Source organism: Nocardioides flavus (ex Wang et al. 2016) (assembly GCF_014653115.1).
Classification (GTDB): domain Bacteria; phylum Actinomycetota; class Actinomycetes; order Propionibacteriales; family Nocardioidaceae; genus Nocardioides; species Nocardioides flavus.
In genome coordinates, this window is the sequence record NZ_BNAD01000014.1 from 34630 (window position 1) to 57685 (window position 23056).

Consider the following 23056-nt stretch of genomic DNA (forward strand, 5'->3'; position numbering starts at 1 on the left):
TCACTCCCTGCCGAGGTCGCGGTGCGCGGTGCGTACGTCGTAGCCCGCCTCGCGCAGCCGCCCGGCGATCGCCTCCGTCATCGCGACGCTGCGGTGCTTGCCGCCGGTGCAGCCGACGGCGACCTGCATGAAGCGCTTGCCCTCGTTGAGGTAGCCCTCCGCGACGGTGCGCAGGACGGGGAGGTACTGCTCGAGGAACTCGCCGGCACCGGGCTGGGAGAGCACGTAGGCAGACACGTCGGGATCGCGGCCGTTCTGCGGACGCAGCTCGGGCACCCAGTGCGGGTTGGGCAGGAAGCGCATGTCGGCGACCCAGTCCGCATCGACCGGGATGCCGTACTTGAAGCCGAAGCTGATCACGGTGACCTTGAGCCGCGTCGTCGCCGCGGTGCCGAAGAGCTCGGCGATGCGGTCCTGGAGCTGGTGGACGTTGAAGTTGGAGGTGTCGAGCAGCACGTCGGCGTCGCCGCGGATGTCGGCCATCACCCCGCGTTCGCGCTGCAGCCCGTGCAGCAGCCGGCCCCCACCCTGGAGCGGGTGCGGCCGCCGCGCGGCCTCCTGGCGGCGTACGAGGACCTCGTCGGTCGCCTCGAGGAACAGCAGCGTGGTCGGCCGACCGGTGACCAGCTGGTGACGGTTGGCCTGGAGCGAGTCGAAGAAGGAGCCCGACCGGACGTCGACCACCACGGCGATGGGCTGGTCGATGCCGCGGCTGTCGTCGACGAGCCGGACGACGTCACGCACCAGCGTCGGCGGGAGGTTGTCGACGACGAAGTAGCCGAGGTCCTCCAGCTCCTTGGCCGCCGTGCTCCGCCCGGCACCGGTCATGCCGGTGACGATCACGAGCTCGCCGGGGGTCGGCTCTGCCATTCAGTCCTCCAGGATCTCGCCGGTGGCGGTGTTGACGGTCGGTTCCGCAGGAGCAGTCTTGCGGGTCGCGTCGGCCTGCGCGACGGCGTCCTTGATCGCAGACGCTGTGCGCGGTCCGATGCCGGGCACGAGGGCGATCTGGTCGACGTCGGCCTCGCGCAGCTTCTTGAGCGACCCGAAGTGCTTGAGCAGGGTCTTGCGGCGCACCTCACCGAGACCCGGGACGTCGTCGAGGGTGCTCTCCACCATCGACTTGGAACGGCGGTTGCGGTGGTGCGTGATGGCGAAGCGGTGCGCCTCGTCGCGGATGCGCTGGAGCAGGTAGAGGCCCTCGCTGGTGCGCGCCATGATCACCGGGTCCTCCTCCCCCGGCAGCCACACCTCCTCCAGCCGCTTGGCCAGCCCGCAGACAGGGACGTCGGTGACGCCCAGGTCGGCCAGCGCCTGCTCGGCGGCGGCCACCTGGGGCGGGCCGCCGTCGACGACGACCAGCGACGGCGCGTACGCGAACTTGCGGGGGCGGCCTGTCTCAGGATCGACGAGCATCGGCCCCGAGTCCGTCGACACGGTCTCGGTCCGCGCCTGCTCGTCGAGCAGACGCCTGAAACGACGGGTGATCACCTCGTGCATGGAGGCGACGTCGTTCTGGCCGTCGACGCCGCGGATGACGAAGCGGCGGTACTCCGACTTGCGGGGCAGCCCGTCCTCGAAGACGACCATCGACGCGACCACCTCGGTGCCCTGGAGGTTGGACACGTCGTAGCACTCGATGCGCAGCGGCACCTCGTCGAGCCCGAGCGACTGCTGGATCTCCTCCAGCGCACGGTTGCGGGTGGTGAGGTCGCTGGCCCGCTTCGTCTTGTGGAGCGCGAGGGCCTGCGCGGCGTTGGTCGCGACGGTCTGCTGGAGGTCGCGCTTGTCGCCGCGCTGCGGCACCCGGATCGCGACGCGGCTCCCGCGTCTCTCGCCGAGCAGCTCCTCCATCACCGTGTGGTCGGGCGGCAGGGCCGGCACGAGCACCTCACGCGGGATGGTGTCGCCGGAGTCGGGGTCGGCGCCGCCGTAGAGCTGGAGCAGGAACTCCTGGACCAGCCCGGCGGTGTCGCTGTCGTCCGAGCGGTCGGCGACCCAGCCGCGCTGGCCGCGGATGCGTCCACCCCGGACGTAGAAGATCTGCACCGCCACCTCGAGCGGGTCCTCCGCCAGCGCGATCACGTCGGCGTCGGTGCCGTCGCCGAGCACGACGGCCTGCTTCTCCAGCGCCTTGGTCAGGGCGCCGAGGTCGTCTCGCAGCCGGGCCGCCTTCTCGAAGTCGAGGGCCTCCGAGGCGGCGTACATCTCCCGCTCGATGCGCTTGACGAACGCGTTGGTGTTGCCACCCATGAAGTCGCAGAAGTCGTCGACGATCTCGCGGTGCTCCTCCGGGGTGACGCTGCCGACGCACGGGGCCGAGCACTTGTCGATGTAGCCGAGCAGGCACGGGCGCCCGATCTGCGAGGACCGCTTGAACACGCCGTTGCTGCACGAGCGCATCGGGAAGACCCGCAGCAACAGGTCGACGGTCTCCCGGATCGCCCACGCGTGGCTGTAGGGGCCGAAGTATCGGGTGCCCTTGCGCTTGGCCCCCCGGCCCACCATCACCCGCGGGAACTCGTCACCGACGGTGACGGCGAGCCAGGGATAGGACTTGTCGTCGCGGTACTTGACGTTGAAGCGCGGGTCGAACTCCTTGATCCAGCTGTACTCGAGCTGGAGCGCCTCGACCTCGGTGTCGACGACCGTCCACTCGACGCTCGCACCGGTCGTGACCATGGTGGCGGTGCGGGGGTGGAGGTTGCCGATGTCCTGGAAGTAGGACGACAGGCGCGGGCGCAGGCTCTTGGCCTTGCCGACGTAGATGACGCGGCCCTTGGCGTCGCGGAAGCGGTAGACCCCCGGCTTGGTCGGGATCGACCCCGGCGCAGGTCGGTAGGAGCTCGGCGTGGCCACCCGGCAACCCTACGGGCGGGTCCCGACACCCCGGACGCGCCCCGGCACTCCGGATGCGCGGTCAGGCGCGGGTGATCGAGTCGCCGTCGACGGTGATCTCGACCGGCGCCAAGGGTGCGGAGGCAGGCCCCGAGATCGGCGAGCCGTCCTCCAGCGAGAACCGGCTGGCGTGGCAGGGGCACGGGATCTCCCCGTCGCTGCTCGTCTCCACCAGGCAGCCCTGATGGGTGCACACGGCCGAGAACGCCTTGAAGTCGCCCTCCGTCGGCTGGGTGAGGACGACCTTGGCGGCCGGGACGACGAGACAGCCCCCGACCGGGACGTCGGCGGCACTCGCGAGCGCCTCCCCGCCGCCCGCCGCCCCCGCGTCACCGGAGGTCGGCTCGGACGTCGGCTCGGACGACTCCGCGCCCGCGGGGTCGGTCGCCGTGTCGTTCGACCCACAGGCGGCCAGGACGGGTATGCCGACCGCGATGGCAGCGGAACCGGCGAGGGCACGACGTCTGTCGATGGCGGTCATGACGAGACCTTAGCCAGCGGACCCATGAGGACCCGACGGCTCAGGCCTTCTTGGCCGCCGTCCTCCTGGCTGGGGCCTTCTTGGCTGGGGTCTTCTTGGCTGCGGTCTTCTTGGCTGCGGTCTTCTTCGTCGCCGTCCTCTTCGCGCTCGCGGCGGCCGCCACCGCCTTCGGGCGCCGCGGCGCTCCGGGCTGCTGCGCACCGCGACCCTCGAGGATCGGAGCGAGGAACGAGCCGGTGTGGCTCTCCGCGACGGCCGCCACCTCCTCGGGCGTCCCCTCGGCGACGACCGTGCCGCCACGCGACCCGCCCTCCGGCCCCATGTCGATGAGCCAGTCGGCGGTCTTGATGACGTCGAGGTTGTGCTCGATCACGAGGACGGTGTTGCCCTTGTCGACGAGGCCGGACAGGACGTGCAGGAGCTTGCGGATGTCCTCGAAGTGCAGGCCGGTGGTCGGCTCGTCGAGGACGTAGACGGTGCGTCCGGTGGACCGCTTCTGCAGCTCGCTGGCGAGCTTGACGCGCTGGGCCTCGCCCCCGGAGAGCGTGGTGGCCGGCTGACCGAGCCGGACGTAGCCGAGGCCGACCTCCTGGAGGGTGTTCATGTGGCGCGCGATCGCCGGCACGGCGGCGAAGAAGTCGGCGGCCTCCTCGATGGGCATGTCGAGGACCTCGGCGATCGTCTTGCCCTTGTAGTGGACCTCGAGCGTCTCGCGGTTGTAGCGGGCGCCGTGGCACACCTCGCACGGGACGTAGACGTCCGGGAGGAAGTTCATCTCGATCTTGATCGTGCCGTCGCCGGAGCACGCCTCGCAACGACCGCCCTTGACGTTGAACGAGAACCGGCCCTGCAGGTAGCCGCGCATCTTGGCCTCCGGCGTGGAGGCGAAGAGCTTGCGGACGTGGTCGAAGACGCCGGTGTAGGTCGCCGGGTTGGAGCGCGGGGTGCGCCCGATCGGCGACTGGTCGACGTGGATCACCTTGTCGACGTGCTCGAGGCCGGTGATCTTGGTGTGCCGCCCGGGCACGGTGCGGGCGTTGTAGATCTGCTTGGCCAGCGAGGTGTAGAGGATGTCGTTGACCAGGGTCGACTTGCCCGACCCTGACACGCCCGTGACCGCGGTGAAGACGCCGAGCGGGAAGCTGACGTCGACGTCCTGGAGGTTGTGCTCGCGGGCACCGTGGACCGTGAGCTCGCGACCGACGGTGCGGGGGCGGCGTACGGCCGGGACGGGGATCTCGCGGCGACCGCTGAGGTACTGGCCGGTCATCGAGTCGGGGTGGGCGAGCAGGTCCTCCACGGAGCCGGAGTGGACGACCTGGCCGCCGTGCTCACCGGCACCCGGGCCGATGTCGACCACCCAGTCGGCCACGCGCACGGTGTCCTCGTCGTGCTCGACGACGATCAGGGTGTTGCCGAGGTCCCGGAGGCGCACGAGGGTCTCGATCAGACGCTGGTTGTCGCGCTGGTGCAGGCCGATGGACGGCTCGTCGAGGACGTAGAGGACGCCGACCAGACCCGCGCCGATCTGGGTCGCCAGCCGGATCCGCTGCGCCTCGCCACCGGAGAGCGAGCCGCTCGGCCGGTCGAGGGAGAGGTAGTCGAGGCCCACGTCGAGCAGGAACTGCAGCCGCTCCTGGATCTCCTTGAGCACCCGCTCGCCGATCTGGCGCTCGCGCACCGACAGGTCGACCGTGCGCAGGTAGTGGGCGGCCTCGTTGATCGGCAGCGCGCAGACCTCGGCGATGTTCTTGCCGCCCTGGTCACGGGCGCCGAGGGTGACCGACACGGAGACCGGCTTGAGCCGGGAGCCGTGGCAGGCCGGGCACGGCACCTCGCGCATGAAGCCCTCGAACCGCTCACGACTCGTGTCGGACTCCGCCTCGCGGTGGCGACGCTCGACGTAGGGGCGGACGCCCTCGAAGGCGGCGTAGTAGGCCCGCTGGCGGCCGTAGCGGTTCTTCGTGACCACGTGGACCTTGGTCTTGTGGCCCTCGAGCAGCGAGGTGCGTGCCTTGGGGGTCAGCTGGTCCCACGGGGTGTTGAGGTCGAAGCCCAGCTCCTCGCCGAGCGCGTTGACCAGGCGGAGGAAGTAGTCGGCGACGTGCGCTCCGCTCCACGGAGCGATGGCACCCTCGCCCAGGGTCGCACCGGGGTCGGGGACGACGAGCTCGGGGTCGACCTCCATCCGGGTGCCGAGACCCGAGCAGACCGGGCAGGCGCCGAAGGGCGAGTTGAACGAGAACGAGCGCGGCTCGAGGTCGTCGGTGTCGATGGTGTGGTCGTTGGGGCACGCCATCTTCTCCGAGAACTTCATCTCCCGGCCGGGGTCCTTGGCGCCATCCTTCAACGGCGGAGTGTCGACGAAGTCGAAGACGACCAGACCGCCCGCGAGGCCGAGCGCGGTCTCGACCGAGTCGGTGAGCCGGCGCTTGGAGGACTCCTTGACGGCGAGCCGGTCGACCACCACCTCGATGGTGTGCTTGAGCTTCTTGTCCAGCGTCGGCGGGTCGTCGAGGGTGTGCGTCTCCCCGTCGACGCGCGCGCGGCTGAAGCCCTGCTGCTGGAGCTGGCGGAACAGCTCGACGTACTCGCCCTTGCGGCCGCGGATCACCGGGGCGAGCACCTGGAAGCGCCGGCCCTCCTCGAGCGACAGGATGCGGTCGACGATCTGCTGGGGCGTCTGGCGCTCGATGGGCGCGCCGCAGGTCGGGCAGTGGGCGCGACCGGCGCGCGCGTAGAGGAGGCGGAGGTAGTCGTAGACCTCGGTGATCGTGCCGACTGTCGAGCGCGGGTTCTTGGAGGTGGACTTCTGGTCGATCGACACCGCGGGCGAGAGGCCCTCGATGAAGTCGACGTCGGGCTTGTCCATCTGGCCGAGGAACTGGCGCGCGTAGGCCGAGAGCGACTCGACGTAGCGGCGCTGGCCCTCGGCGAAGATCGTGTCGAAGGCCAGGCTGGACTTGCCGGACCCGGACAGGCCCGTGAAGACGATGAGCGAGTCACGCGGGAGGTCGAGGGAGACGTCCTTGAGGTTGTGCTCCCGGGCGCCCCGGATGATGAGCTGGTCGGCCACAGTGGTCCTCGGTGAGATGGCATCGGCGGAGTCGAACACATGTTCGCCTCGGAGGGGCGCCGCGGTCAAGGCGACGCACCGCTCCACACTATGACCCACCACCGACAACGGGCCCATCCGTCACCCTCGGGGGTGGACGTCCGGAGATGGCACGATGGGTCCCGTGAGCGATGCAGCCGACCGAGCACCCGCCCTCCTCCCGGCGGCCGACCGGGCACTCGTGCGCACCGTGGACGGCCTCGACGACGAGGCGTGGGCGGCGCCGTCCCTCCTCCCCGGATGGACGCGCGCGCACGTGCTCGCCCACCTCGCTCTCAACGCCGAGGGCCTGGCCGGCGTGCTGGACGGCGCTCGCCGCGGACGTCCGCAGCCGATGTACGCCTCGGCCGAGGCCCGTGACGGCGACATCGAGGACCTGGCCGCCGCCGGCCCGGCCGAGCTGCGCGACCGTTTCCTCGCCTCGACGACACGCTTCGAGGACGCGCTGGCCGCGATGCGCGACGGCGACTGGACCGGCCGGTTCGAGCGGACCCCCGGCGGGCCGGAGTTCGCGCTGGCCAACGTCGTCCTGATGCGCGTGCGGGAGGTGGAGGTGCACCATGCCGACCTCGACGCCGGCTACGCGGCCGAGGACTGGCCGGAGGGGTTCCGCACGCTCCTGCTGGACTCGATGACGAGGCGGTCCTACCCGGCGCCGTTCGTCGTCCGTCCCACCGACCTCGACGGCACGTGGGCGTACGGCGAGGGTGGAGGTGGTCCGGTCGTCACCGGACCGTCCGCCGCCGCCGGCTGGTGGCTGACCGGCAGGGGCGCCGGCGAGGGCCTGACGTCCGACACGACCGAGCTCCCGGAGGTGGAGGCATGGTGACCGATCCGTACACCGGCAAGGTGTCGCCCGGTGGCGACCCCGACGTACGCCGGCTGGGCTGCCTGACGCTGACCAAGGTCGCCGTCGACCCGGAGATGTCCAACAACTGCTACGTCCTGCACTGCAGCGACACCGACGAGGTCGTGCTGGTCGACGCCGCCGCCGAGCCCGAGCGCCTGCTGGAGCTCGTCGGGGACCGCAGGCTGACCGCGATCGTCACCACGCACCAGCACTGGGACCACCACCGCGCCCTCGCCGCCGTCAAGGCGGCGCACCCCGACGCGGTCGTGGTGGCGGGCGCCCCCGACGCCGACGCCATCGAGGAGCAGACCGGCGTGAGCGTCGACCGGCGCGTCGGCAGCGGCGACACGGTGCCCGTCGGCACCTGCGACCTCACCGTCATCCCGGTCGCCGGCCACACCCCGGGGTCGATCTGCCTGCTCCTGGAGGACGAGAAGGTCTCCTCCGCCCCGCACCTGTTCACCGGCGACTGCCTGTTCCCCGGCGGCGTGGGCGCCACCTTCGGCGACGCGGCGGCCTTCGACCAGCTCATCGGCGACGTCGAGACCAGGATCTTCGACCGGCTGCCCGACGACACGTGGTTCTACCCCGGGCACGGCGACGACGGCGTCCTGGGCGACGAGCGCCCCCATCTCGCCGAGTGGCGCGAGCGCGGCTGGTAGCACCCGACGGCCGCGCGCCCGGGGCCGTGGCGCGTCGTGGCATGGTGGAGGCATGAGCACGCGTGAGCTGACCCTGGCCGACTTCGAGCAGACCGTGAGCGGCGAGGGCATCGTCCTGGTCGACTTCTGGGCTGCGTGGTGCGGCCCGTGCCGCCAGTTCGCCCCCGTCTTCGAGAAGGCGGCCGAGGACAACCCGGACATCGTCTTCGGCAAGGTCGACACCGAGGCGGAGCAGCAGCTGGCCCAGATGGCTGCGATCAGCTCGATCCCGACGCTGATGCTGTTCCGCGACGGGATCCTGCTGTTCAACCAGGCCGGCGCCCTGCCGCCGCAGGCGCTGTCCGACGTGATCGCCCAGGCCCGTGCGCTCGACATGGACGCCGTACGCCAGGAGGTGGCCGCCGCGCAGGAGGCCGCCGCCAACGCTCCGCAGGACGAGGTCGGCCTCGACGAGTTCGCGGCCGCGCACAGCCAGGGGGCGTACGTCCTCGACGTGCGCGAGTCCGACGAGGTCGCCGGCGGCCGGGTGCCCGGCGCCGTGCACATCGCGATGAACGACGTCCCCGCCCGCGTCGCGGAGCTGCCACAGGACAAGCCGTTCTTCGTGATCTGCCAGGCCGGGGGTCGCAGCCGTCAGGTCGTGGACCACCTGCGCGCGCAGGGGCTCAGCGCCATCAACGTCGCCGGCGGCACCGGCGGCTGGGCCCAGCGAGGGTGGCCGCTGGAGGCGTGACCCGGCCTCGGAGCATCCCGGCGCAGGACGGACCGCTCAGCAGGGGTTCAGCTTGACCACCATGGCGGGGGCCGTGAGGGTGACCGGCGGCACACCCGTACGGGACACCGAGTAGACGAGCTGCACCGAGATCTGGCCCGGGCTCTTGTCCGTGCAGATGCGGAAGCTCACCACCGGGTTCGAGCTGCTCACCGTGTAGGTGTTGGTCGGCTGCAGGCTGGACGTGACGTCCGCGCCGTCGATCTTGACCTGCTGGAGGACGACGGTCCACGTGTAGGGGGCGTCGACCGTCATCGTGGCGTTGAGTCGGTAGCCCTGGCAGTTCGGGCCGTTGGGGTCGCCCGGCGTCTTGCAACCGGTGAACCCGCTCACGGCCGGTGGCGTGGTGGATGCCGCGAAGGCCGGGGCGGTCGAGGCGACGGCGACGACCGGGACAGTCCACGCGGCGCCACGCACGACCGTGCGGCGGTTGATCTGGGACATGCTCGAACCCCCACGATTCGCTGGAAGGCGCCACCCCCACGATGGCTCCGTGGACCGAACCTAGGGCGCAGGCACCAGCCTCACACGTGGACACGGTTTTCTTGAGGGTTTCTAGGGTTTTCTTTGACGTTTGCTGGAGAAGTGGTCTGGACCAGCGGCTCCGCCGGCCTCTCACGGGGACCGGGTCGGCGTGGGTGCGCCGTGGGATAGCCTCGCCGCGTGCTCATCAGCGACTCGCGCCAGGTGCTCTTCGTCCACGTCCCCAAGACGGGCGGGGTCTCGGTCGAGGAGACGGTCAAGGAGGCGTGCCCGGACGCCCGCAAGGCGCGCGTCCCGATCGGCCGCCACGCCACGCTCGGCAAGATCATCAGGACCGAGCCCCAGGTCGTCGACTACTGGACCTTCGGCTTCGTCCGCAACCCGTGGGCGCGGATGGTCTCGTGGTACTCCATGATCTCGGCGTGGGACCGCCGGCACGGCCCCCGCAGCGGCAAGCCGCAGGACGTCAAGCACGGGTCGATGCGCGACGGCAACGCCATGTGGCGCGCCGCTGCGGCGTACTCGGGCTTCGACGAGTTCGTGATGCGCGGCACCGAGGAGCTGCCCCGCGTGGGCACCCCGCAGATCACCTACCTCCGGGCGCCCAAGCACAACCGGGAGGTCGACTTCATCGGACGCACCGAGAACTTCGTCGAGGACCTCCAGCGGGTGCAGGTCCAGCTCGGCCTCGAGCCGTCGACGCCGGTCCACAAGAACAAGTCCAAGCACGGCACCTACCACGACTACTACACCGACGAGACGCGCCAGCGCGTCGCGGAGGTCTACGCCGAGGACATCGAGCTCTTCGGCTACACCTACGACTAGAGCGGGTTCACCAGGGGCGTGCCCCGCGCACCGGACCACTCCCCCGTGGCGTCGAGGCGGCGCCACACCTCGTACTCCGGGGCGAAGTGCGCGACCAGCGCCTCGCGGGTCGCGAACGCCAGCTCGCCGCGCTCGGCGTCGGAGGCGTTGCGCCGCTCGAACTCCAGCGGGACGCCGATCCGCTCACTGAACCACGTCGACCAGACGTCGGGACGCTCGACGCTGAGGACCCGGTCGACCGCGACGGCCCCCTGTGCGTGGATGAACCTCGCGGGACGCCCCTTCGGCACCGGCGCGCGGCCGTCGCCCGCGAGGTAGCGCAGGGCGAACTCCTCGAACGTCATGTCGGCCGTCGACTGCCGGCTGTCCTCCCGCGCGCGGTAGCGCCACCACGACTCGAGCCAGGCAATAGGCTCGCGGAACATCGACACCAGCTCGTACGACTCGCGCGGGTGTCCCTGCGCGGCCAGCCTCGGCGCCCGGGTGTGCACGAACCCGCGTGCCGGCAGGTGCTTCTGGCCCGGGGGCGAGGCGACCACCTCCGTGGCGTACGGGGCGAGCGTGCGCTCGAGGCTGGTGCTGGCGGTCTTCGGCATCGCGAGCAGCACGAAGTCCCGACCGGGCCCGAGCTCGAGGAACGTCATCACGCGGCCGATCATCCCGCATGCCCCGGCGCGGACCCGGCTGGGCTAGCCTCGCGCCCGTGTTGATCTCCGACTCCAGGCGCGCGTTGTTCGTGCACGTGCCCAAGACGGGCGGGGTCTCGGTGGGGGTGGCTTTCGAGCGCTGCTGTCCCGACGCGCGCAGCAAGGCCCCCGGCGTCCGCCCGCCCCTCGGCCGCCACGCGCCGTACGCCCGGATCCTGCGCGCCGAGCCGCAGACGGCCGACTACTGGTCGTTCGCCTTCGTGCGCAACCCGTGGGCGCGAATGGTGTCGTGGTGGTCGATGATCCAGGACTGGGACCGCGAGTGGGGCCCGTCGAGCGGCAGGCCGCAGGGTGCCGCCGCGACGAGGATGCGCGGCAACGACATGTGGCGCGCCGCCGCGGCGTACAGCGGGTTCGAGGAGTTCGTGCTCCGCGGGACCGAGGAGCTGCCGCGGGTCGGGCGCCCGCAGGTCGAGTACCTGCGGGCGCCCGGACGCGAGGTCGACTTCGTCGGCCGTACGGAGCGCTTCGCCGAGGACCTCGCGGAGGTCGAGCGACGCCTGGGCGGGGAGCCCGAGCGGGTCCCCCACCGCAACAAGTCGCCGCACGGCAGCTACCGCGACTACTACACCGACGCGACGCGCGCGAAGGTCGCCGAGGTCTACGCAGCAGACCTCGACGCCTTCGGCTACACGTTCTGAGCCGACCGGACCGTCCGGGTCAGCTCGCCCGGTACTGGTTCCAGGCGTCGCTCATCCGCGCGACCTGGCCCGCGGTGAACTGGTACATGCAGGAGTCCTGCGTGTAGTCCATGTAGTTGTGGATCGGGTCGACGCCCGGGGACGCGCACGTGTCGGCGCCGACGGGACAGTCGAACTGCGGTCCGGCCTCGGCCGGGGTGTCGGCGACCTGGTCGCCCTTGCCGTTGCAGCCGCCCTGGAACGTGTGGTAGAGCGCCAGCCAGTGGCCGACCTCGTGGGTCAGGGTGTCGCCCAGCGCGTACTTGCCGGCCGTGCCGCCCGGCATCGACTCGTCGAGGATGACGACACCGTCGTCGGTGCTGAGCTTCCTGGTCGGGAACGTGGCCCAGCCGAGGAGGCCGTCGCCGATGCTGGCGGTCCAGATGTTGAGGGTCTCCTTGCCGCCCTTGCGGGTCGCGGCCTTCATCTCCCTCTCCACGCCGCCGGGCGTCACGGTGTACCACTCGTCGTTGACCGGGTAGGTGAAGCCGGCGAGCTCGAAGCGGAACGGCGAGGCCGCCGACGACTGGGTGCCCGTACGGCCGGTGTAGGCCTCGTTGAGCACGTCGAGCTGCGCGGTCGCGAGCTGGGTGAGGCGGTCGCGGTCGGCCTGCGTGGCGGTCGTCGGGGTGACGATGTGGAACCAGGTCGGCACCGTCACCGAGCCGGCCTCGAGCGTCGAGGCGTTGTCGAGCGTCAGGTACTGCTCACCGGTGCCGGCGAACGGCTTGGGCTCGTTGGCCTTGGCGTTCTTGCGCACGCGGGCATTGGCGGCGTGCTCGTCGGCGTGACCGTCGACGCACTCGGCGGCCTTCGGCGAGAGCGCCGTGGAGGTGGAGAGGGCGGTGGCCGGGACGGCGGCGGTGGCCGAGAGCGTCGTGGCCACGAGGGCCATCGAGCCCGCCATCACGAGACCACGCAGGGAACGGGAGTGTCGCATCCGAGATGTCCTATCTGTGGGACTTGGGGAGGCAGCAACCTAACCGTGCGGTCAGTAAATGAACAGGCCGTCGCCGATCTGGTGGACGTGCCCTTCCCCTCCGCCGACGGGGCTGGGAGATTGCCGCCCGTGGACGTACTCGAGACCTGGACCCGCAGCGAGCACACTGCCGACGTCGCCGGACGTCCGGCGACGCACCCCGTCTGGCGCAAGGGCGTCGGCCCCGGCGTGGTCGTGGTCCACGAGATGCCCGGGCTGACCGCCGGGGTGGTCCGCTTCGGCGAGGAGCTGGTCGCCGCGGGGTACACCGTGCTGCTCCCCCACCTGTTCGGCCCGGTCGGTCGCGAGTTCAGCAACGTCGACGTCGTCCGGACGCTGCCGAGGGTCTGCATCAGCCGTGAGTTCACCAAGATCGCGAGCGGCGTCACCACGCCGGTCGCCGGCTGGTTGCGCTCCTTGGCCCGCGACCTCCACGACGAGCTCGGCGGCCCTGGGGTCGGAGCGCTCGGCATGTGCTTCACCGGCGGCTTCGCGCTGGCGATGATGGTGGACGAGACCACTGTCGCCCCTGTCGTGTGCCAACCCAGCACGCCGTTCATCGGCCTCCCCGGCCGCGCCGCCGACCTCAACCTCTCCCCCGCCGACGCCGAGGCCGTACGCCGCCGCGCAGCCGACGGCTGTGCCGTCCTGGGCGTCCGGTACACCTCCGACCCGCTGGTCGGGACCCGCTTCGACACCCTGGCGTCGCTGGTCGGCGACAGGTTCATCCGGGTCGACCTCCCGGGCCGCGGGCACTCGACCGTGACCGAGCAGCGCTCGCAGGCGGCGGTCGACGCGGTGCTGGAGTTCTTCGGGCAGCGGCTGCACGGCTGACCGGCCGGTGCCGCACACTCGACGCATGGCCGCGACCGGGTACGACCCCGCCTTCCTCGACGTCCCGCTCGCAGCACCGCAGGCGCCGGGCGGGAGCCTCGTGCTCGACTACACCCACTTCACCCTCCAGATGCACCCCACGAGACGGCTGGCCTCGTGGGTGACGTGGAACGTCGACGGCCTCACGCTCTTCTCCGGCGACAGCATCAGCCGGTCCGGGGAGCGCTTCCGCGCCGACCCGCGACTGCCGGAGTCGGAGCAGACGCTCGACGAGGCGTACGACGGCAACGAGCTCGACCGCGGCCACGTCGCCCGTCGGTCGGACCTCCTCTGGGGCACGCTCGCCGATGCCCGACAGGCGAGCTCCGACTCCTTCTTCTTCACCAACATCACGCCCCAGCACCAGGACTTCAACCAGTCCGGTCGGGGCGGGGCGTGGGGCCTGCTCGAGAACGCCGTCCTGGCCTTGGAGGGCCTCGAGGACCGACGGCTGTCCCTGTTCGCAGGTCCCGTGCTGCGCGAGGAGGACCCCGTCTACCGCGGCATCGTCCAGCTGCCGCGCGAGCACTGGAAGGTCGTCGTCTACCGCGTCGACGGCGAGCCGCGGTTCCGCTGCTTCGTGCTGTCGCAGGACCTCGACGGGATCGCCCGCATCGACTTCCTGGAGGAGTTCGACACCTATCTCGTCCCTCTCGCGATGCTCGAGGAGCGCACCGGCCTGACCTTCGACAGCCTGCGCACGCTGACCACCGCCGGGCGGCGAGGGGTGGAGGCGCCGACGCTGGTCACGGACGCCGAGCAGGTGGCCTGGTAGCTCCTACACTCCTCCGGTGCCCCGCCAGACCGTCAAGCTCCTGCTCGTCGACGAGAGCGGACGGGTCCTGCTGATCCGCCACGAGGACCGGGTGACCGGACTGCGCGCGTGGTACCCGGTGGGCGGCGGCATCGAGGGCGGCGAGTCGTTGCAGCAGGCTGCCGAACGGGAGGCGTACGAGGAGGTCGGGCTCGAGGCGCTGACGCCGGGTGTCCACGTCTGGACCCGCGACCACACCTACGAGTACGACGGGCGCACCGTGGACGTGCACGAGGACTGGCTGCTCCACCGGGTCGGTCACTTCTCACCTGCACCGGCGCGGCTCAGCGACCACGAGGCGGCAACCGTGCGTGGCTTCCGCTGGTGGAGCTCCGACGAGCTCCGAGACACGGCTGACACGGTCTTCCCCCCGGCGCTCGGTGACCTGCTGGCCGGCCTGCTGCGCGACGGCGTCCCGCGCGTCGTCCTGGACATCTCGTCCGCGTCGGCCGGCTGAGCCGCACCCTTCTCCACTGGTCGGGGGAGCGAGGGAGTCGCGTCTCGCGACCCCTCAAGAGTCGTGGGCCACCAAGCATCCACAGCCATGGTCAGTGTCGGAGGTCTCACGTACACTCGAACACATGATCGAAGTATTGGCAGGGCCCGGAGCAGGTGAGGTCGAGGACCTCACCGCCGCCGGTCTGCTCGCCTCGATCAAGGCCTCGCGGGAGACCGAGAACGCCGAAGCAGCTCGCCAATTGGTGCTCGCTGCGCAGTGGGCCGACCTCCACCCGCCCGAGTCCATCCACTCCGCCGCCACGTTCGCCGTCCCAGGGCGTGAGCACGAGGAACCCATCGCCGGCGAAGGTGCGCCGCTGGTGGCGGAGTTCTGCGTCGCCGAGCTCGGCACCGTCCTCGGCATCTCCACGACGGCGGCGAAGAAGCTCATCGGGCACGCCCTCGAGCTGCGCCACCGCCTCCCCCGCCTCTGGGCACAGGTCCACGCCGGCGCCGTGCCCGCGTGGCGGGCGCGGTCGGTCGCCGAGACCACCATCCACACCAACCCCGCCCTCACTCGTGAGGCGGCGGGGTTCGTCGACGCCCAGGTCGCCGCCGTCGCCGGCAGGATCGGACCCGCGCAGCTCGACCGCCTCGTCGCCGAGAGCATCACGCGCTACGACCTCGCCACCGCCGACCCGACAGCCGATCCGGAGGACGGCTACCTGTCGGTCGACCCGCGCCACGTCACCGTCCACGACGACGACGTCCACTTCGCCGGCACCATGCGCATCGAGGCCGAGGTCGACCTCGCCGACGCCCTCGACTTCAACCGCGCCGTGGCCCACGGTGCAGAAACCTTGAAGGCACTCGGGTCGACCGAGTCGCTCGACGCCCGCCGCGCCAAGGCGCTCGGGAACCTCGCCCGTACCCAGACCGCCCTCGACCTCGCCGGCCCAGGAACAGACAGCGAGGACCTGCCGCCCGCGCGGGAGGTGGTGATCCACGCGCACTTCGACGCCAGCCTGTCCGGCGACACCACCGTGTTCGGCCCGACCGGTCGGATGGAGAACAGCCAGCGGCTCGTGCTCCTCGAGCAGATCGAAGCGTGGTGTGGCGACTCCCGTACGAAGGTGACCGTCAAGCCCGTCATCGACCTCAGCACCCCGTTGACCGCGCAGGGATACGACATCCCGGACCGCATCCGCGAGCAGATCATCCTCCGCGACCGCACCTGCGTGTTCCCGAACTGCGGCCGCCCCGCCCGCGGCTGCGACATCGACCACATCGTCCCGTGGGACGAGCACGCCGAGGCCGAGGGCAGGCCCCAACCCGGACCGACGACCACGAGCAACCTCGCCGCCCTCTGCAGGTTCCACCACCGGCTCAAGACCCACACGGGCTGGCGATACGAAACCACCGCGCCCGGGGTGTTCGAGTGGACGGCACCCCACGGCTACCGCTACCGCCGCGACCACACCGGCACCACCGAGCTCGACCCACCCGATCCACCCGGCATCCCACGCCCCCGCCGACCATGACCCCGCCCCACACCCCGCCAGCCCCCACGATGGCGGGGCCGCAGGCGTGCCGGCCCTACCAGCGGTAGCGTCGCCCGGGTGGAACTGGGCGAGGTGATGCGCGTGCTCGACACGCTCGAGGCCGAGCGGGTCGCCTGGTGGGTGCTCGGCGGCTGGGGCGTCGACGCCTTGGTCGGACACCAGACGCGCGAGCACCGCGACCTCGACCTCGCCGTCGACGTTGCCGACTGGGACGCAGCCGTGCTCGCGTGCGCCGGCCTCGGATACCTCGTCGAGACGGACTGGTGGCCGGTCCGGAGCGAGCTGGTCTCGCCGCGCGGGTGGGTCGACCTGCACCCCGTGCGGTTCGACGCCGCGGGCAACGGGGTCCAGGCCCGGCTCGATGGCGCCACCTTCGACTACCCGGGAGAGCACCTCGTCACGGGCGCACTGGGCGACCGGCCCGTACGGTGCGTGTCGGCGGCGTGGCAGCTGCAGGCCCACTCCGACTACGACCCCCGGCCGCAGGACGTCCACGACCTCGCGCTCCTGCGGAGCGTGACCGGCCCCTAGGTCATGGCGCGTGGTCAGGCCCGCTGGCAGACCATCAGCGGATTGCCGTCCGGGTCCTCGAACTGCACGAAGAAGACGCTTCCGATGTCCTCGACGTCCGAGGTGATCACCACTCCGAGCTCACGCAGGTGGTCCACCACCGCGGCGATGTCGTGGGTCCACAGGAAGAACCTCGGTGGCCCGGCCGTGTCGAAGTCCGTTCGGTTCGCGTCGAGCGCGAGCCGGGTCTCGCCGTCCGTCGGGATGTCGAAGATGGTGCCGTCGTGGGAGGTCTCGCCCGGTGGGAAGCCGAGGAGCTCGGCGTACCACCGGACGGCCGCCGGCATGTCGCGCACGGGGATGAACACCTGGCCGACGACACGCTGGATCGGATGGGTCACGCCGCGCAGCGTAGAGGGCGGGGGCACGCACCCGCCGCCCGGGTCAGTCCAGCGACGCGATCAACCGACGTACGGTCTGCAGCGCTCCGCGGGAGATCTCCGGGGCCGTCTCGCGATAGTAGGTCCAACCGCTGATGGCGGGCGCCAGGGCGTACCCGCGTGCTCGTCGGTAGGCCGCGTCGTCGAGGCCCACCGCGTCGCGATAGGTCTCGGCAGCCACGACGGGCACGTAGCCCCACATCGCGTTGAGCTCGATCGCCGGGTCCCCCCGCCCGGCGCAGCCCCAGTCGATCACCGCAACCAGCCGTCCGTCGCGCACGAGGAGGTTGCCCTCGTGCAGGTCCCCGTGGAACCAGCGGGGCTCCCCGTCGTACGCCGGCGCGTCGAGGGCGTCCGCCCACACGGCCAGCACCGCGTCGCGGGAGACCTCGGACGTGTCGGCCCTCGCCGTCCACTTCCGGACCCAGCCGTCGAGCGCCGGCAGCGGCCCGCCGCGCCCCTCCGTCGTCACCGGGCCGTCCATCCCGGGCACCTCCCGGCAGGACCGGACGAAGGCGCCGAGCCCGCTTGCCCACTCCTCGGGGTCGAAGGTCTCCTCGGTCGGGTTGTCGCCCTCGATCCACGGCACGACCGTCCAGGCGAAGGGGTAGCCCTCGCCGGGCTCACCCAGCGCGACGGGGGCCGGGGTCGGCAGCGGCAGGTGCGGGGCCAGCCGGGGCAGCCAGTCGTGCTCGAACGCAACGGTCTCGGCAGGCCCCGGCACCCGCGGCATCCGGACGAGCAGGTCGTCGCCGAGCCTGAAGAGCTGGTTGTCCGTCCCGGTCGGCGGCAGGCGCCGGACGGGCAGGTCCGCCCACTTGGGGAGCTGCGCGGCCACGAGCCTGCGAACGGTCCCCCCGTCGATAGCGACCTCGTCGGCATGCATCCCAGTCATCGGGCGGGACGCTAGTACTGAGCAGTAGGTTTGGTCACGTGAGTTTCCTGACCCGCCAGTCCGTGATCGCCGCCCTCACCGCCAACGCAGTGCGGCCGCCGCGCAACCAGCGGGCCGGCGTACCGTCCTTCGCCGCGGGGTGGCTGATCGGCGAGACGGCACCACAGGTGCTCGCCCTGACCGCGCTCGACGCCGCCGCCCACCTGACCAGGGGTCGCCGCAAGGGCCTGCGCGCCAAGGCCGGCCTCGCGCTGGCCGGCGCCAGCGCGCTCGGGCTCGCCCACATGATCAGGCAGAGCACCCGGGTCAAGGACGGGTTGGAGGACGCGCTCGTGGAGGGTCTCGGCGTCGACTACGTCGAGCAGCTCGACGAGGTACCGACCCCCGCCGACCCGGCGACGCCGTGGCGACGCCTGGCGAGGCCCTTCAACTTCGCCGACGCCGACGTGCGGGTGATCCGCGACCTGCCCTACTCCGAGGCCGGCCGTCGCGGCCACCTCGACATCTACCTCCCTGCCGGGGAGGACGCCATCGAGGACGCCCCGGTGCTCCTGCAGGTCCACGGTGGCGCCTGGACCATCGGGGCGAAGGAGCACCAGGGCCGACCGCTGATGAACCACATGGCCGCCAAGGGCTGGGTGTGCGTGGCCATCAACTACCGCCTCTCACCTCGCGACCCGTGGCCGGCCCACATCGTCGACGTCAAGCGGGCCATCGCATGGATCAAGGAGAACATCGCCGACTACGGCGGGGACCCCGACTACCTGGTGATCACCGGCGGCTCGGCGGGCGGGCACCTCGCCGCCCTGGCCGCCCTGACGCCCGGCGACAGCCGGTTCCAGCCGGGCTTCGAGGACGCCGACACGCGCGTGCAGGCGGCCGTGCCGTTCTACGGCGTCTACGACGTGGCCGGCTCGACCGGGCTGAGCAGCGCCGTCGCCATGCGCGACGGCTTCCTCGGCCCGCGCGTCATGCAGACGACCTGGGACGACGCGCCCGACCTCTACGAGGCCGCCTCGCCCATCCTGCGCATCACGCCGGACGCCCCGGACTTCTTCGTCATCCACGGCGAGCTCGACACCCTGGTGTCGGTCGACCAGGCGCGCCTGTTCGTCGCCGAGCTGCGGCGCACCTCCCGAGCGGCGGTGGTCTACGCCGAGCTGCCGGGTGCGCAGCACGCCTTCGACGTCTTCCACTCGATCCGCAGCGCGCACGCCGTGCGTGCGGTCGACCGCTACCTCTCCTGGCACTGGAGCACCTGGCGTCGCGGCCTCGCGGCCGACAGCGGCGTCGACCCCGACCAGCTGTCCGACGCCGGATGAGCGCGTCCATGCCGGCCGACCTCCTCGCGCACGCCCTCGCCGCCAAGGGGTTCATGCCGGACGACGAGGGCGAGCTGCTGCACCGCTGCGCCCGCGTACGCCTCCCGCACGGCCCCGCCCTCGAGGTCGGGACCTACTGCGGCAAGTCGGCGATCTGGCTGGGCGCGGCCGCGCGCGAGGTCGGGGGCACCGTCTTCACCGTCGACCACCACCGGGGCTCCGAGGAGAACCAGGCCGGCTGGGAGCACCACGACGACACCCTCGTCGACGCCGACCTCGGCCTGATGGACACCCTCCCGACGTTCCGCCGGACGATCGCCGCTGCGGGGCTGGAGGACCAGGTGGTCGCGGTCGTCGGGCGCTCCGAGACCGTCGGCACCTGGTGGCGTACGCCGCTCTCGCTGCTGTTCATCGACGGCGGGCACGGCGTCGAGCCCGCCCGTGCGGACTTCCGCACCTGGCCGCGCTGGGTCGCGTCCGGCGGGTTGCTGGCGATCCACGACGTCTTCCCCGACCCGGCGGACGGAGGGCGCCCGCCCTACGAGGACATCTACCTCCCGGCGCTGGCCAGCGGCGCCTTCACCGAGGTGGAGGCAGTCGGGTCGATGCGGGTGCTACGACGTACGTCCGGTGAGGCCGGCGACCCGCTCCCCTGAGGCGGGGAACGGCGTGCAGCCGCACTCGAGGCCGATCTCGGCGAAGTCGGCGGCCAGCGTGGTGCCGCGCACGATGTCGGCCCCGGGGGTGCCGTCGGTCAGCGCGTCGACGGCCAGGACCACGGCCGCCGCGGTGTAGGTCGTCTGCTCCGCCGGCCAGTTGCCGCCCTGCTGGTCCGGGTCGGTCGGGAAGACATAGCCGGTCCAGTAGGAGCCCTCGTCGGTGCGGAGGTGCTGCATGTCGGCCAGCAGCTGCCGGGCCCGGTCCCGGTCGCCGATGGCCTCGAGCGCGAGCACCAGCTCGCACGTCTCGGCCCCGGTCACCCACGGGTTGGTGGACACGCACCGGATCCCCAGCCCGGGCTCGACGAACGTGTCCCAGCGCTCGGCCAGCAGCTCGCGCGCCGCGTCGCCACGCACCGCACCGCCCAGCACCGGGTAGTACCAGTCCATCGAGAACTCGGACTTGTCCAGGAACAGGTCGCGGTGCTCGCGCAGCGCGTGTCCGAGCCGGCCCCCGGCCAGCTCCCACTCCACCTGCGTCTCCCCCACGAGCTGGGCGAGGGCGACACCCGCCCGCAGTGAGTGGTGGATGCTCGACGAGCCGGCCAGGAGCGCCTGCTCGTTGACCACGGACGGCGCGCCGTCGGCCCACTCCTGCGACCAGGAGACGCCGCCGAACGGCAGCTGGAGCGACGTCACGAAGTCGAGCGCGCGCCGCACCGTGGGCCACATCAGGCGCACGAAGGCCTCGTCGCGCGCGACGAGCCAGTGATGCCACGTGGCGACCGCGACGTACGCCGACATGTTGGTCTCGCCGGAGTGGTCCTCCACCTCGCCCGCGACGGTCTTCATCGGCCACGACCCGTCAGCCCGCTGGGTCTCGCGGACCCAGGCGAACGCGCGTTCGGCCGCCTCGCGGCGCCCGCCGACCATCAGCGCCATGGCCGCCTCGAGGTGGTTCCAGACGTCGGTGTGCTCCCCCGGCGTCCACGGGATCGCGCCGGACGGCTCCTGCATCGCCTCGATCGTCGCGGCGGTCTGCTCGACCTGGGCGCGGGTGAGGACCTCGCTCATGCCGGCTTGCGGAAGTAGAGCACCATGCTCTTCCCGATCAGCGGGTCGAGCACCTTGCCGGCGTACTGGAGGACCTTGGGGTTCTCCATGATCTCCCACACGAGGAGCTTGTGATAGGCCTTGGCGAGCGGGTGCTCGTCGTTGGTGACGCCGACCGCGCACTTGATCCACCAGTAGGGCGTGTGCAGGCCGTGGGCGTGGTCCCGGCCGGTGAAGACCATCGCGTCACCGGGGGTGCCGTCGTTGGAGCGGCCGGCCTTGGTGACCTTGTCGACCAGCTCCTCGGCCGTGTAGATGCGGACGTGCCCACCCTCGGCGTTGTGGTAGTCGTCGGACAGCTTCCAGTTGACGACCTCGGGGAGCCAGCGCGGCACGGAGACGGCGAGCGTGCCGCCCGGTCGGAGCACGCGCACGAGCTCCTTGATGGCGTCGACGTCGTGGTGGATGTGCTCGAGGACCTCCGCGGCGACGATCCGGTCGAACTCGCCGTCCGCGAACGGCAGCGCGAGCGCGTCGCCCTCCTTGACGTCGGCCTCCGCGCCCTCGGGCACCTCGCCGGCCTCCCGCATCGCGGTGAACCACTCGCGCACGATCGCCAGCTCGTCGGCGTCCTGGTCGAACGCGATCACGTCGGCGCCGCGACGGTACATCTCGAAGGCGTGCCGGCCGGCGCCGCAGCCCATGTCGAGCACGCGGTCGCCCGGGCGCAGGCCGAGGCGGTCGAAGTCAACGGTCAGCACGGCGGCTCTCCTCCTGCTCTCGCGGACCCCGCTCGCGGCGGAAGTCGGCGATGGTCTCCTCGTACGCGGCGGCCGTGGCCTCGGCCACGGCGCGCCAGCTGAACATCTCCTCGACGCGGGCACGGCCGGCCGCCCCCATGGCCGCGCGCCGCTCGGGGTCGTCGAGCAGCGCGGCGACGGCCTGCTCGAGCTCGCCGACGTCGCCGGGCGTCACCAGCTCGGCGCAGACCCCGTCGGGGCCGACCACCTCGGGGATCGCGCCCGCGCGGGACACCACCAGCGGGGTCGCGCACGCCATCAGCTCGGCGGTGGGCAGCGAGAACCCTTCGTAGAGCGACGGCACGCAGGCGACCTCGGCGGACCCCATGACCCGCACCAGCTCCTCGTCTGTGACGCCGTTGACGAAGGTGACGAGCTCCCCGATGCCGAGCTGGTCGATCAGCTGCTCGGTACGACCGCCGGGCTCGGGCCGGGTGACCAGCACGAGCGACACGTCGCGCTCCACCGCGAGCTTGGCGAACGCCTCGAGCAGGGTCGCGATGCCCTTCATCGGCGCGTCGGCGCTGGCCATCGCGAGGATCCGGCCGGGCACGCGCGGCTCGCTCGGCGGGGCGAAGACGTCGTCGACGCCCAGGAGGATCGTCTGCATCCGGGCGGGGTCGACGCCGAAGTCGCGGGCGACGTCGCGTCGCGACGACTCCGAGGGCGTCAGGACCTTGCGGTAGCGGCGGGCCACACGGGTCTGCATGCGGAGGAAGCCGTACCACCGGCGCAGCGTGAGGCGCTTGCGCCACGACGGGGCGGTCTGGAGGTCGATGCGCCGGTCCATGGTGATCGGGTGGTGGATCGTGGCGACGACCGGCAGCCCGTAGGACTCGAGCTCCAGGATGCCGGTGCCGAGCACCTGGTTGTCGTGGGCGATGTCGAAGTCGGCGGCGCGGTCCTTCATCAGCCGGGCGATGCGCGAGCTGAAGGTCTTCGGCTCGGGGAACCCGGCCGCGCACATCGTGAGGAACTCCTCGACGTCGATGCGGTCGCGGAACTCCCGTAGGTGCGGCACGCGGAACGGGTCGGGCTCGCGGTAGAGGTCGAGGCTCGGCACCTTGGTCAGCACGACCCCCTCGTCGAGGTCGGGATAGGGCTGGCCGGAGAAGACCTCGACCTCGTGCCCGAGGCGTACGAGCTCGCGGCTGAGGTGGCGGATGTAGACGCCCTGCCCTCCGCAGTGGGGCTTGCTCCGGTAGGACAGCATGGCGATGCGCACCCGGTCATTATGC

Annotated in this window: 24 protein-coding genes; 12 read left to right on the top strand and 12 right to left on the bottom strand. The window is 71.6% G+C overall.

Annotated features, from left to right (window positions below; all coding sequences use genetic code 11):
• From rapZ to uvrA, 4 genes are all read right to left on the bottom strand, one after another.
• Complete coding sequence (gene rapZ, locus IE200_RS17380; protein ID WP_191280748.1) at positions 1-870, bottom strand: RNase adapter RapZ; 870 nt, start codon at positions 868-870, stop codon at positions 1-3.
• Complete coding sequence (gene uvrC / locus IE200_RS17385; RefSeq protein ID WP_191280749.1) at positions 871-2859, bottom strand: excinuclease ABC subunit UvrC; 1989 nt, start codon at positions 2857-2859, stop codon at positions 871-873. It abuts the gene before it with no gap.
• A 61-nt stretch (positions 2860-2920) separates the two neighbouring features.
• The gene (locus IE200_RS17390; RefSeq protein WP_191280750.1) at positions 2921-3379 is read right to left on the bottom strand and encodes a Rieske (2Fe-2S) protein; all 459 of its coding nucleotides are present in this window, start codon (positions 3377-3379) and stop codon (positions 2921-2923) included.
• Positions 3380-3419: 40 nt separating this feature from the next.
• Positions 3420-6455 carry an excinuclease ABC subunit UvrA gene (uvrA, locus tag IE200_RS17395; RefSeq protein WP_229856730.1) on the bottom strand — a complete coding sequence of 1012 codons (3036 nt, stop codon included), beginning with the start codon at positions 6453-6455 and terminating at the stop codon, positions 3420-3422.
• A 163-nt stretch (positions 6456-6618) separates the two neighbouring features.
• Between uvrA and IE200_RS17400 the strand changes: the two genes are divergently transcribed.
• Genes IE200_RS17400 through trxA form a run of 3 tightly spaced genes read left to right on the top strand, consistent with a single transcriptional unit; the run spans position 6619 to position 8739 of the window.
• The gene (locus tag IE200_RS17400) at positions 6619-7323 is read left to right on the top strand and encodes a maleylpyruvate isomerase family mycothiol-dependent enzyme (protein ID WP_229856732.1); all 705 of its coding nucleotides are present in this window, start codon (positions 6619-6621) and stop codon (positions 7321-7323) included.
• Positions 7317-8006: an MBL fold metallo-hydrolase gene (locus IE200_RS17405; protein ID WP_191280753.1), complete on the top strand. Its 690-nt coding sequence runs from the start codon at positions 7317-7319 to the stop codon at positions 8004-8006. The genes IE200_RS17400 and IE200_RS17405 overlap by 7 nt, the downstream gene beginning before the upstream one ends.
• Before the next feature lie 52 nt (positions 8007-8058).
• The gene (gene trxA, locus IE200_RS21135) at positions 8059-8739 is read left to right on the top strand and encodes a thioredoxin (protein ID WP_191280754.1); all 681 of its coding nucleotides are present in this window, start codon (positions 8059-8061) and stop codon (positions 8737-8739) included.
• Between the two features lie 36 nt (positions 8740-8775).
• Here trxA and IE200_RS17415 read toward each other — a convergent pair whose 3' ends face one another.
• Positions 8776-9222, bottom strand: a complete 447-nt coding sequence (locus IE200_RS17415; protein ID WP_191280755.1) for a hypothetical protein — start codon at positions 9220-9222, stop codon at positions 8776-8778.
• Positions 9223-9441: 219 nt separating this feature from the next.
• Here IE200_RS17415 and IE200_RS17420 point away from each other — a divergent pair, with 219 nt between their 5' ends.
• Positions 9442-10086 carry a sulfotransferase family 2 domain-containing protein gene (locus tag IE200_RS17420; protein WP_191280756.1) on the top strand — a complete coding sequence of 215 codons (645 nt, stop codon included), beginning with the start codon at positions 9442-9444 and terminating at the stop codon, positions 10084-10086.
• Here the strand turns inward: IE200_RS17420 and IE200_RS17425 are convergent.
• Positions 10083-10733: a sulfotransferase family protein gene (locus tag IE200_RS17425; protein ID WP_191280757.1), complete on the bottom strand. Its 651-nt coding sequence runs from the start codon at positions 10731-10733 to the stop codon at positions 10083-10085. The two genes, IE200_RS17420 and IE200_RS17425, sit on opposite strands and share 4 nt — an antisense overlap.
• Before the next feature lie 56 nt (positions 10734-10789).
• Between IE200_RS17425 and IE200_RS17430 the strand changes: the two genes are divergently transcribed.
• Positions 10790-11434: a sulfotransferase family 2 domain-containing protein gene (locus IE200_RS17430; RefSeq protein WP_191280758.1), complete on the top strand. Its 645-nt coding sequence runs from the start codon at positions 10790-10792 to the stop codon at positions 11432-11434.
• A gap of 19 nt (positions 11435-11453) precedes the next feature.
• Here the strand turns inward: IE200_RS17430 and IE200_RS17435 are convergent, their stop codons facing one another.
• Complete coding sequence (locus IE200_RS17435; protein WP_191280759.1) at positions 11454-12413, bottom strand: zinc metalloprotease; 960 nt, start codon at positions 12411-12413, stop codon at positions 11454-11456.
• A gap of 129 nt (positions 12414-12542) precedes the next feature.
• On the opposite strand from IE200_RS17435, the gene IE200_RS17440 reads away from it, so the two are divergent.
• The 5 genes from IE200_RS17440 (at position 12543) to IE200_RS17460 (ending at position 16670) form a co-directional block, all read left to right on the top strand.
• Positions 12543-13286: a dienelactone hydrolase family protein gene (locus IE200_RS17440; RefSeq protein ID WP_229856734.1), complete on the top strand. Its 744-nt coding sequence runs from the start codon at positions 12543-12545 to the stop codon at positions 13284-13286.
• Positions 13287-13311: 25 nt separating this feature from the next.
• Entirely contained in the window at positions 13312-14100 is a 789-nt protein-coding gene (locus IE200_RS17445) for a DNA/RNA non-specific endonuclease (RefSeq protein ID WP_191280760.1), read from the top strand.
• A gap of 16 nt (positions 14101-14116) precedes the next feature.
• A complete protein-coding gene (locus tag IE200_RS17450) occupies positions 14117-14596 on the top strand; it encodes an NUDIX hydrolase (protein WP_191280761.1) in 480 nt (159 codons plus the stop codon).
• 124 nt (positions 14597-14720) lie between these two features.
• A complete protein-coding gene (locus IE200_RS17455; protein ID WP_191280762.1) occupies positions 14721-16118 on the top strand; it encodes an HNH endonuclease signature motif containing protein in 1398 nt (465 codons plus the stop codon).
• Between the two features lie 78 nt (positions 16119-16196).
• Positions 16197-16670, top strand: a complete 474-nt coding sequence (locus tag IE200_RS17460; RefSeq protein ID WP_191280763.1) for a nucleotidyltransferase domain-containing protein — start codon at positions 16197-16199, stop codon at positions 16668-16670.
• 14 nt (positions 16671-16684) lie between these two features.
• Here IE200_RS17460 and IE200_RS17465 read toward each other — a convergent pair whose 3' ends face one another.
• Positions 16685-17050 (bottom strand): VOC family protein, encoded by a 366-nt coding sequence (locus tag IE200_RS17465; RefSeq protein WP_191280764.1) that lies wholly within the window; start codon positions 17048-17050, stop codon positions 16685-16687.
• A gap of 43 nt (positions 17051-17093) precedes the next feature.
• Entirely contained in the window at positions 17094-17984 is an 891-nt protein-coding gene (locus tag IE200_RS17470) for an aminoglycoside phosphotransferase family protein (RefSeq protein ID WP_191280765.1), read from the bottom strand.
• Between the two features lie 38 nt (positions 17985-18022).
• On the opposite strand from IE200_RS17470, the gene IE200_RS17475 reads away from it, so the two are divergent.
• Both IE200_RS17475 and IE200_RS17480 read left to right on the top strand, forming a co-directional pair.
• The gene (locus tag IE200_RS17475; protein ID WP_191280766.1) at positions 18023-19306 is read left to right on the top strand and encodes an alpha/beta hydrolase; all 1284 of its coding nucleotides are present in this window, start codon (positions 18023-18025) and stop codon (positions 19304-19306) included.
• Between the two features lie 8 nt (positions 19307-19314).
• Positions 19315-19962, top strand: coding sequence for a class I SAM-dependent methyltransferase (locus IE200_RS17480; RefSeq protein ID WP_191280767.1), 648 nt, complete (start codon positions 19315-19317; stop codon positions 19960-19962).
• Here the strand turns inward: IE200_RS17480 and IE200_RS17485 are convergent.
• The 3 genes from IE200_RS17485 to IE200_RS17495 are packed head-to-tail and all read right to left on the bottom strand — an operon-like array spanning position 19921 to position 23043.
• On the bottom strand, positions 19921-21039 hold the full coding sequence (locus tag IE200_RS17485; protein WP_191280768.1) for a prenyltransferase/squalene oxidase repeat-containing protein: 1119 nt from the start codon (positions 21037-21039) through the stop codon (positions 19921-19923). The two genes, IE200_RS17480 and IE200_RS17485, sit on opposite strands and share 42 nt — an antisense overlap.
• Entirely contained in the window at positions 21036-21779 is a 744-nt protein-coding gene (locus IE200_RS17490; protein WP_191280769.1) for a class I SAM-dependent methyltransferase, read from the bottom strand. Before IE200_RS17490 ends, IE200_RS17485 begins: the two co-directional genes overlap by 4 nt.
• Positions 21766-23043 (bottom strand): glycosyltransferase family 4 protein, encoded by a 1278-nt coding sequence (locus tag IE200_RS17495; protein ID WP_191280770.1) that lies wholly within the window; start codon positions 23041-23043, stop codon positions 21766-21768. Before IE200_RS17495 ends, IE200_RS17490 begins: the two co-directional genes overlap by 14 nt.
• Between the last annotated feature and the right edge of the window lie 13 nt (positions 23044-23056).

Coding starts and splice junctions, on each gene's coding strand:
- IE200_RS17485 (WP_191280768.1), bottom strand. CDS start 21,039: ATGAGCGAGGTCCTCACCCGCGCCCAGGTCGAGCAGACCGCCGCGACG.
- IE200_RS17390 (WP_191280750.1), bottom strand. CDS start 3,379: ATGACCGCCATCGACAGACGTCGTGCCCTCGCCGGTTCCGCTGCCATC.
- IE200_RS17405 (WP_191280753.1), top strand. CDS start 7,317: ATGGTGACCGATCCGTACACCGGCAAGGTGTCGCCCGGTGGCGACCCC.
- IE200_RS17455 (WP_191280762.1), top strand. CDS start 14,721: ATGATCGAAGTATTGGCAGGGCCCGGAGCAGGTGAGGTCGAGGACCTC.
- IE200_RS17480 (WP_191280767.1), top strand. CDS start 19,315: ATGCCGGCCGACCTCCTCGCGCACGCCCTCGCCGCCAAGGGGTTCATG.
- trxA (WP_191280754.1), top strand. CDS start 8,059: ATGAGCACGCGTGAGCTGACCCTGGCCGACTTCGAGCAGACCGTGAGC.
- rapZ (WP_191280748.1), bottom strand. CDS start 870: ATGGCAGAGCCGACCCCCGGCGAGCTCGTGATCGTCACCGGCATGACC.
- IE200_RS17435 (WP_191280759.1), bottom strand. CDS start 12,413: ATGCGACACTCCCGTTCCCTGCGTGGTCTCGTGATGGCGGGCTCGATG.
- IE200_RS17445 (WP_191280760.1), top strand. CDS start 13,312: ATGGCCGCGACCGGGTACGACCCCGCCTTCCTCGACGTCCCGCTCGCA.
- IE200_RS17415 (WP_191280755.1), bottom strand. CDS start 9,222: ATGTCCCAGATCAACCGCCGCACGGTCGTGCGTGGCGCCGCGTGGACT.
- IE200_RS17470 (WP_191280765.1), bottom strand. CDS start 17,984: ATGACTGGGATGCATGCCGACGAGGTCGCTATCGACGGGGGGACCGTT.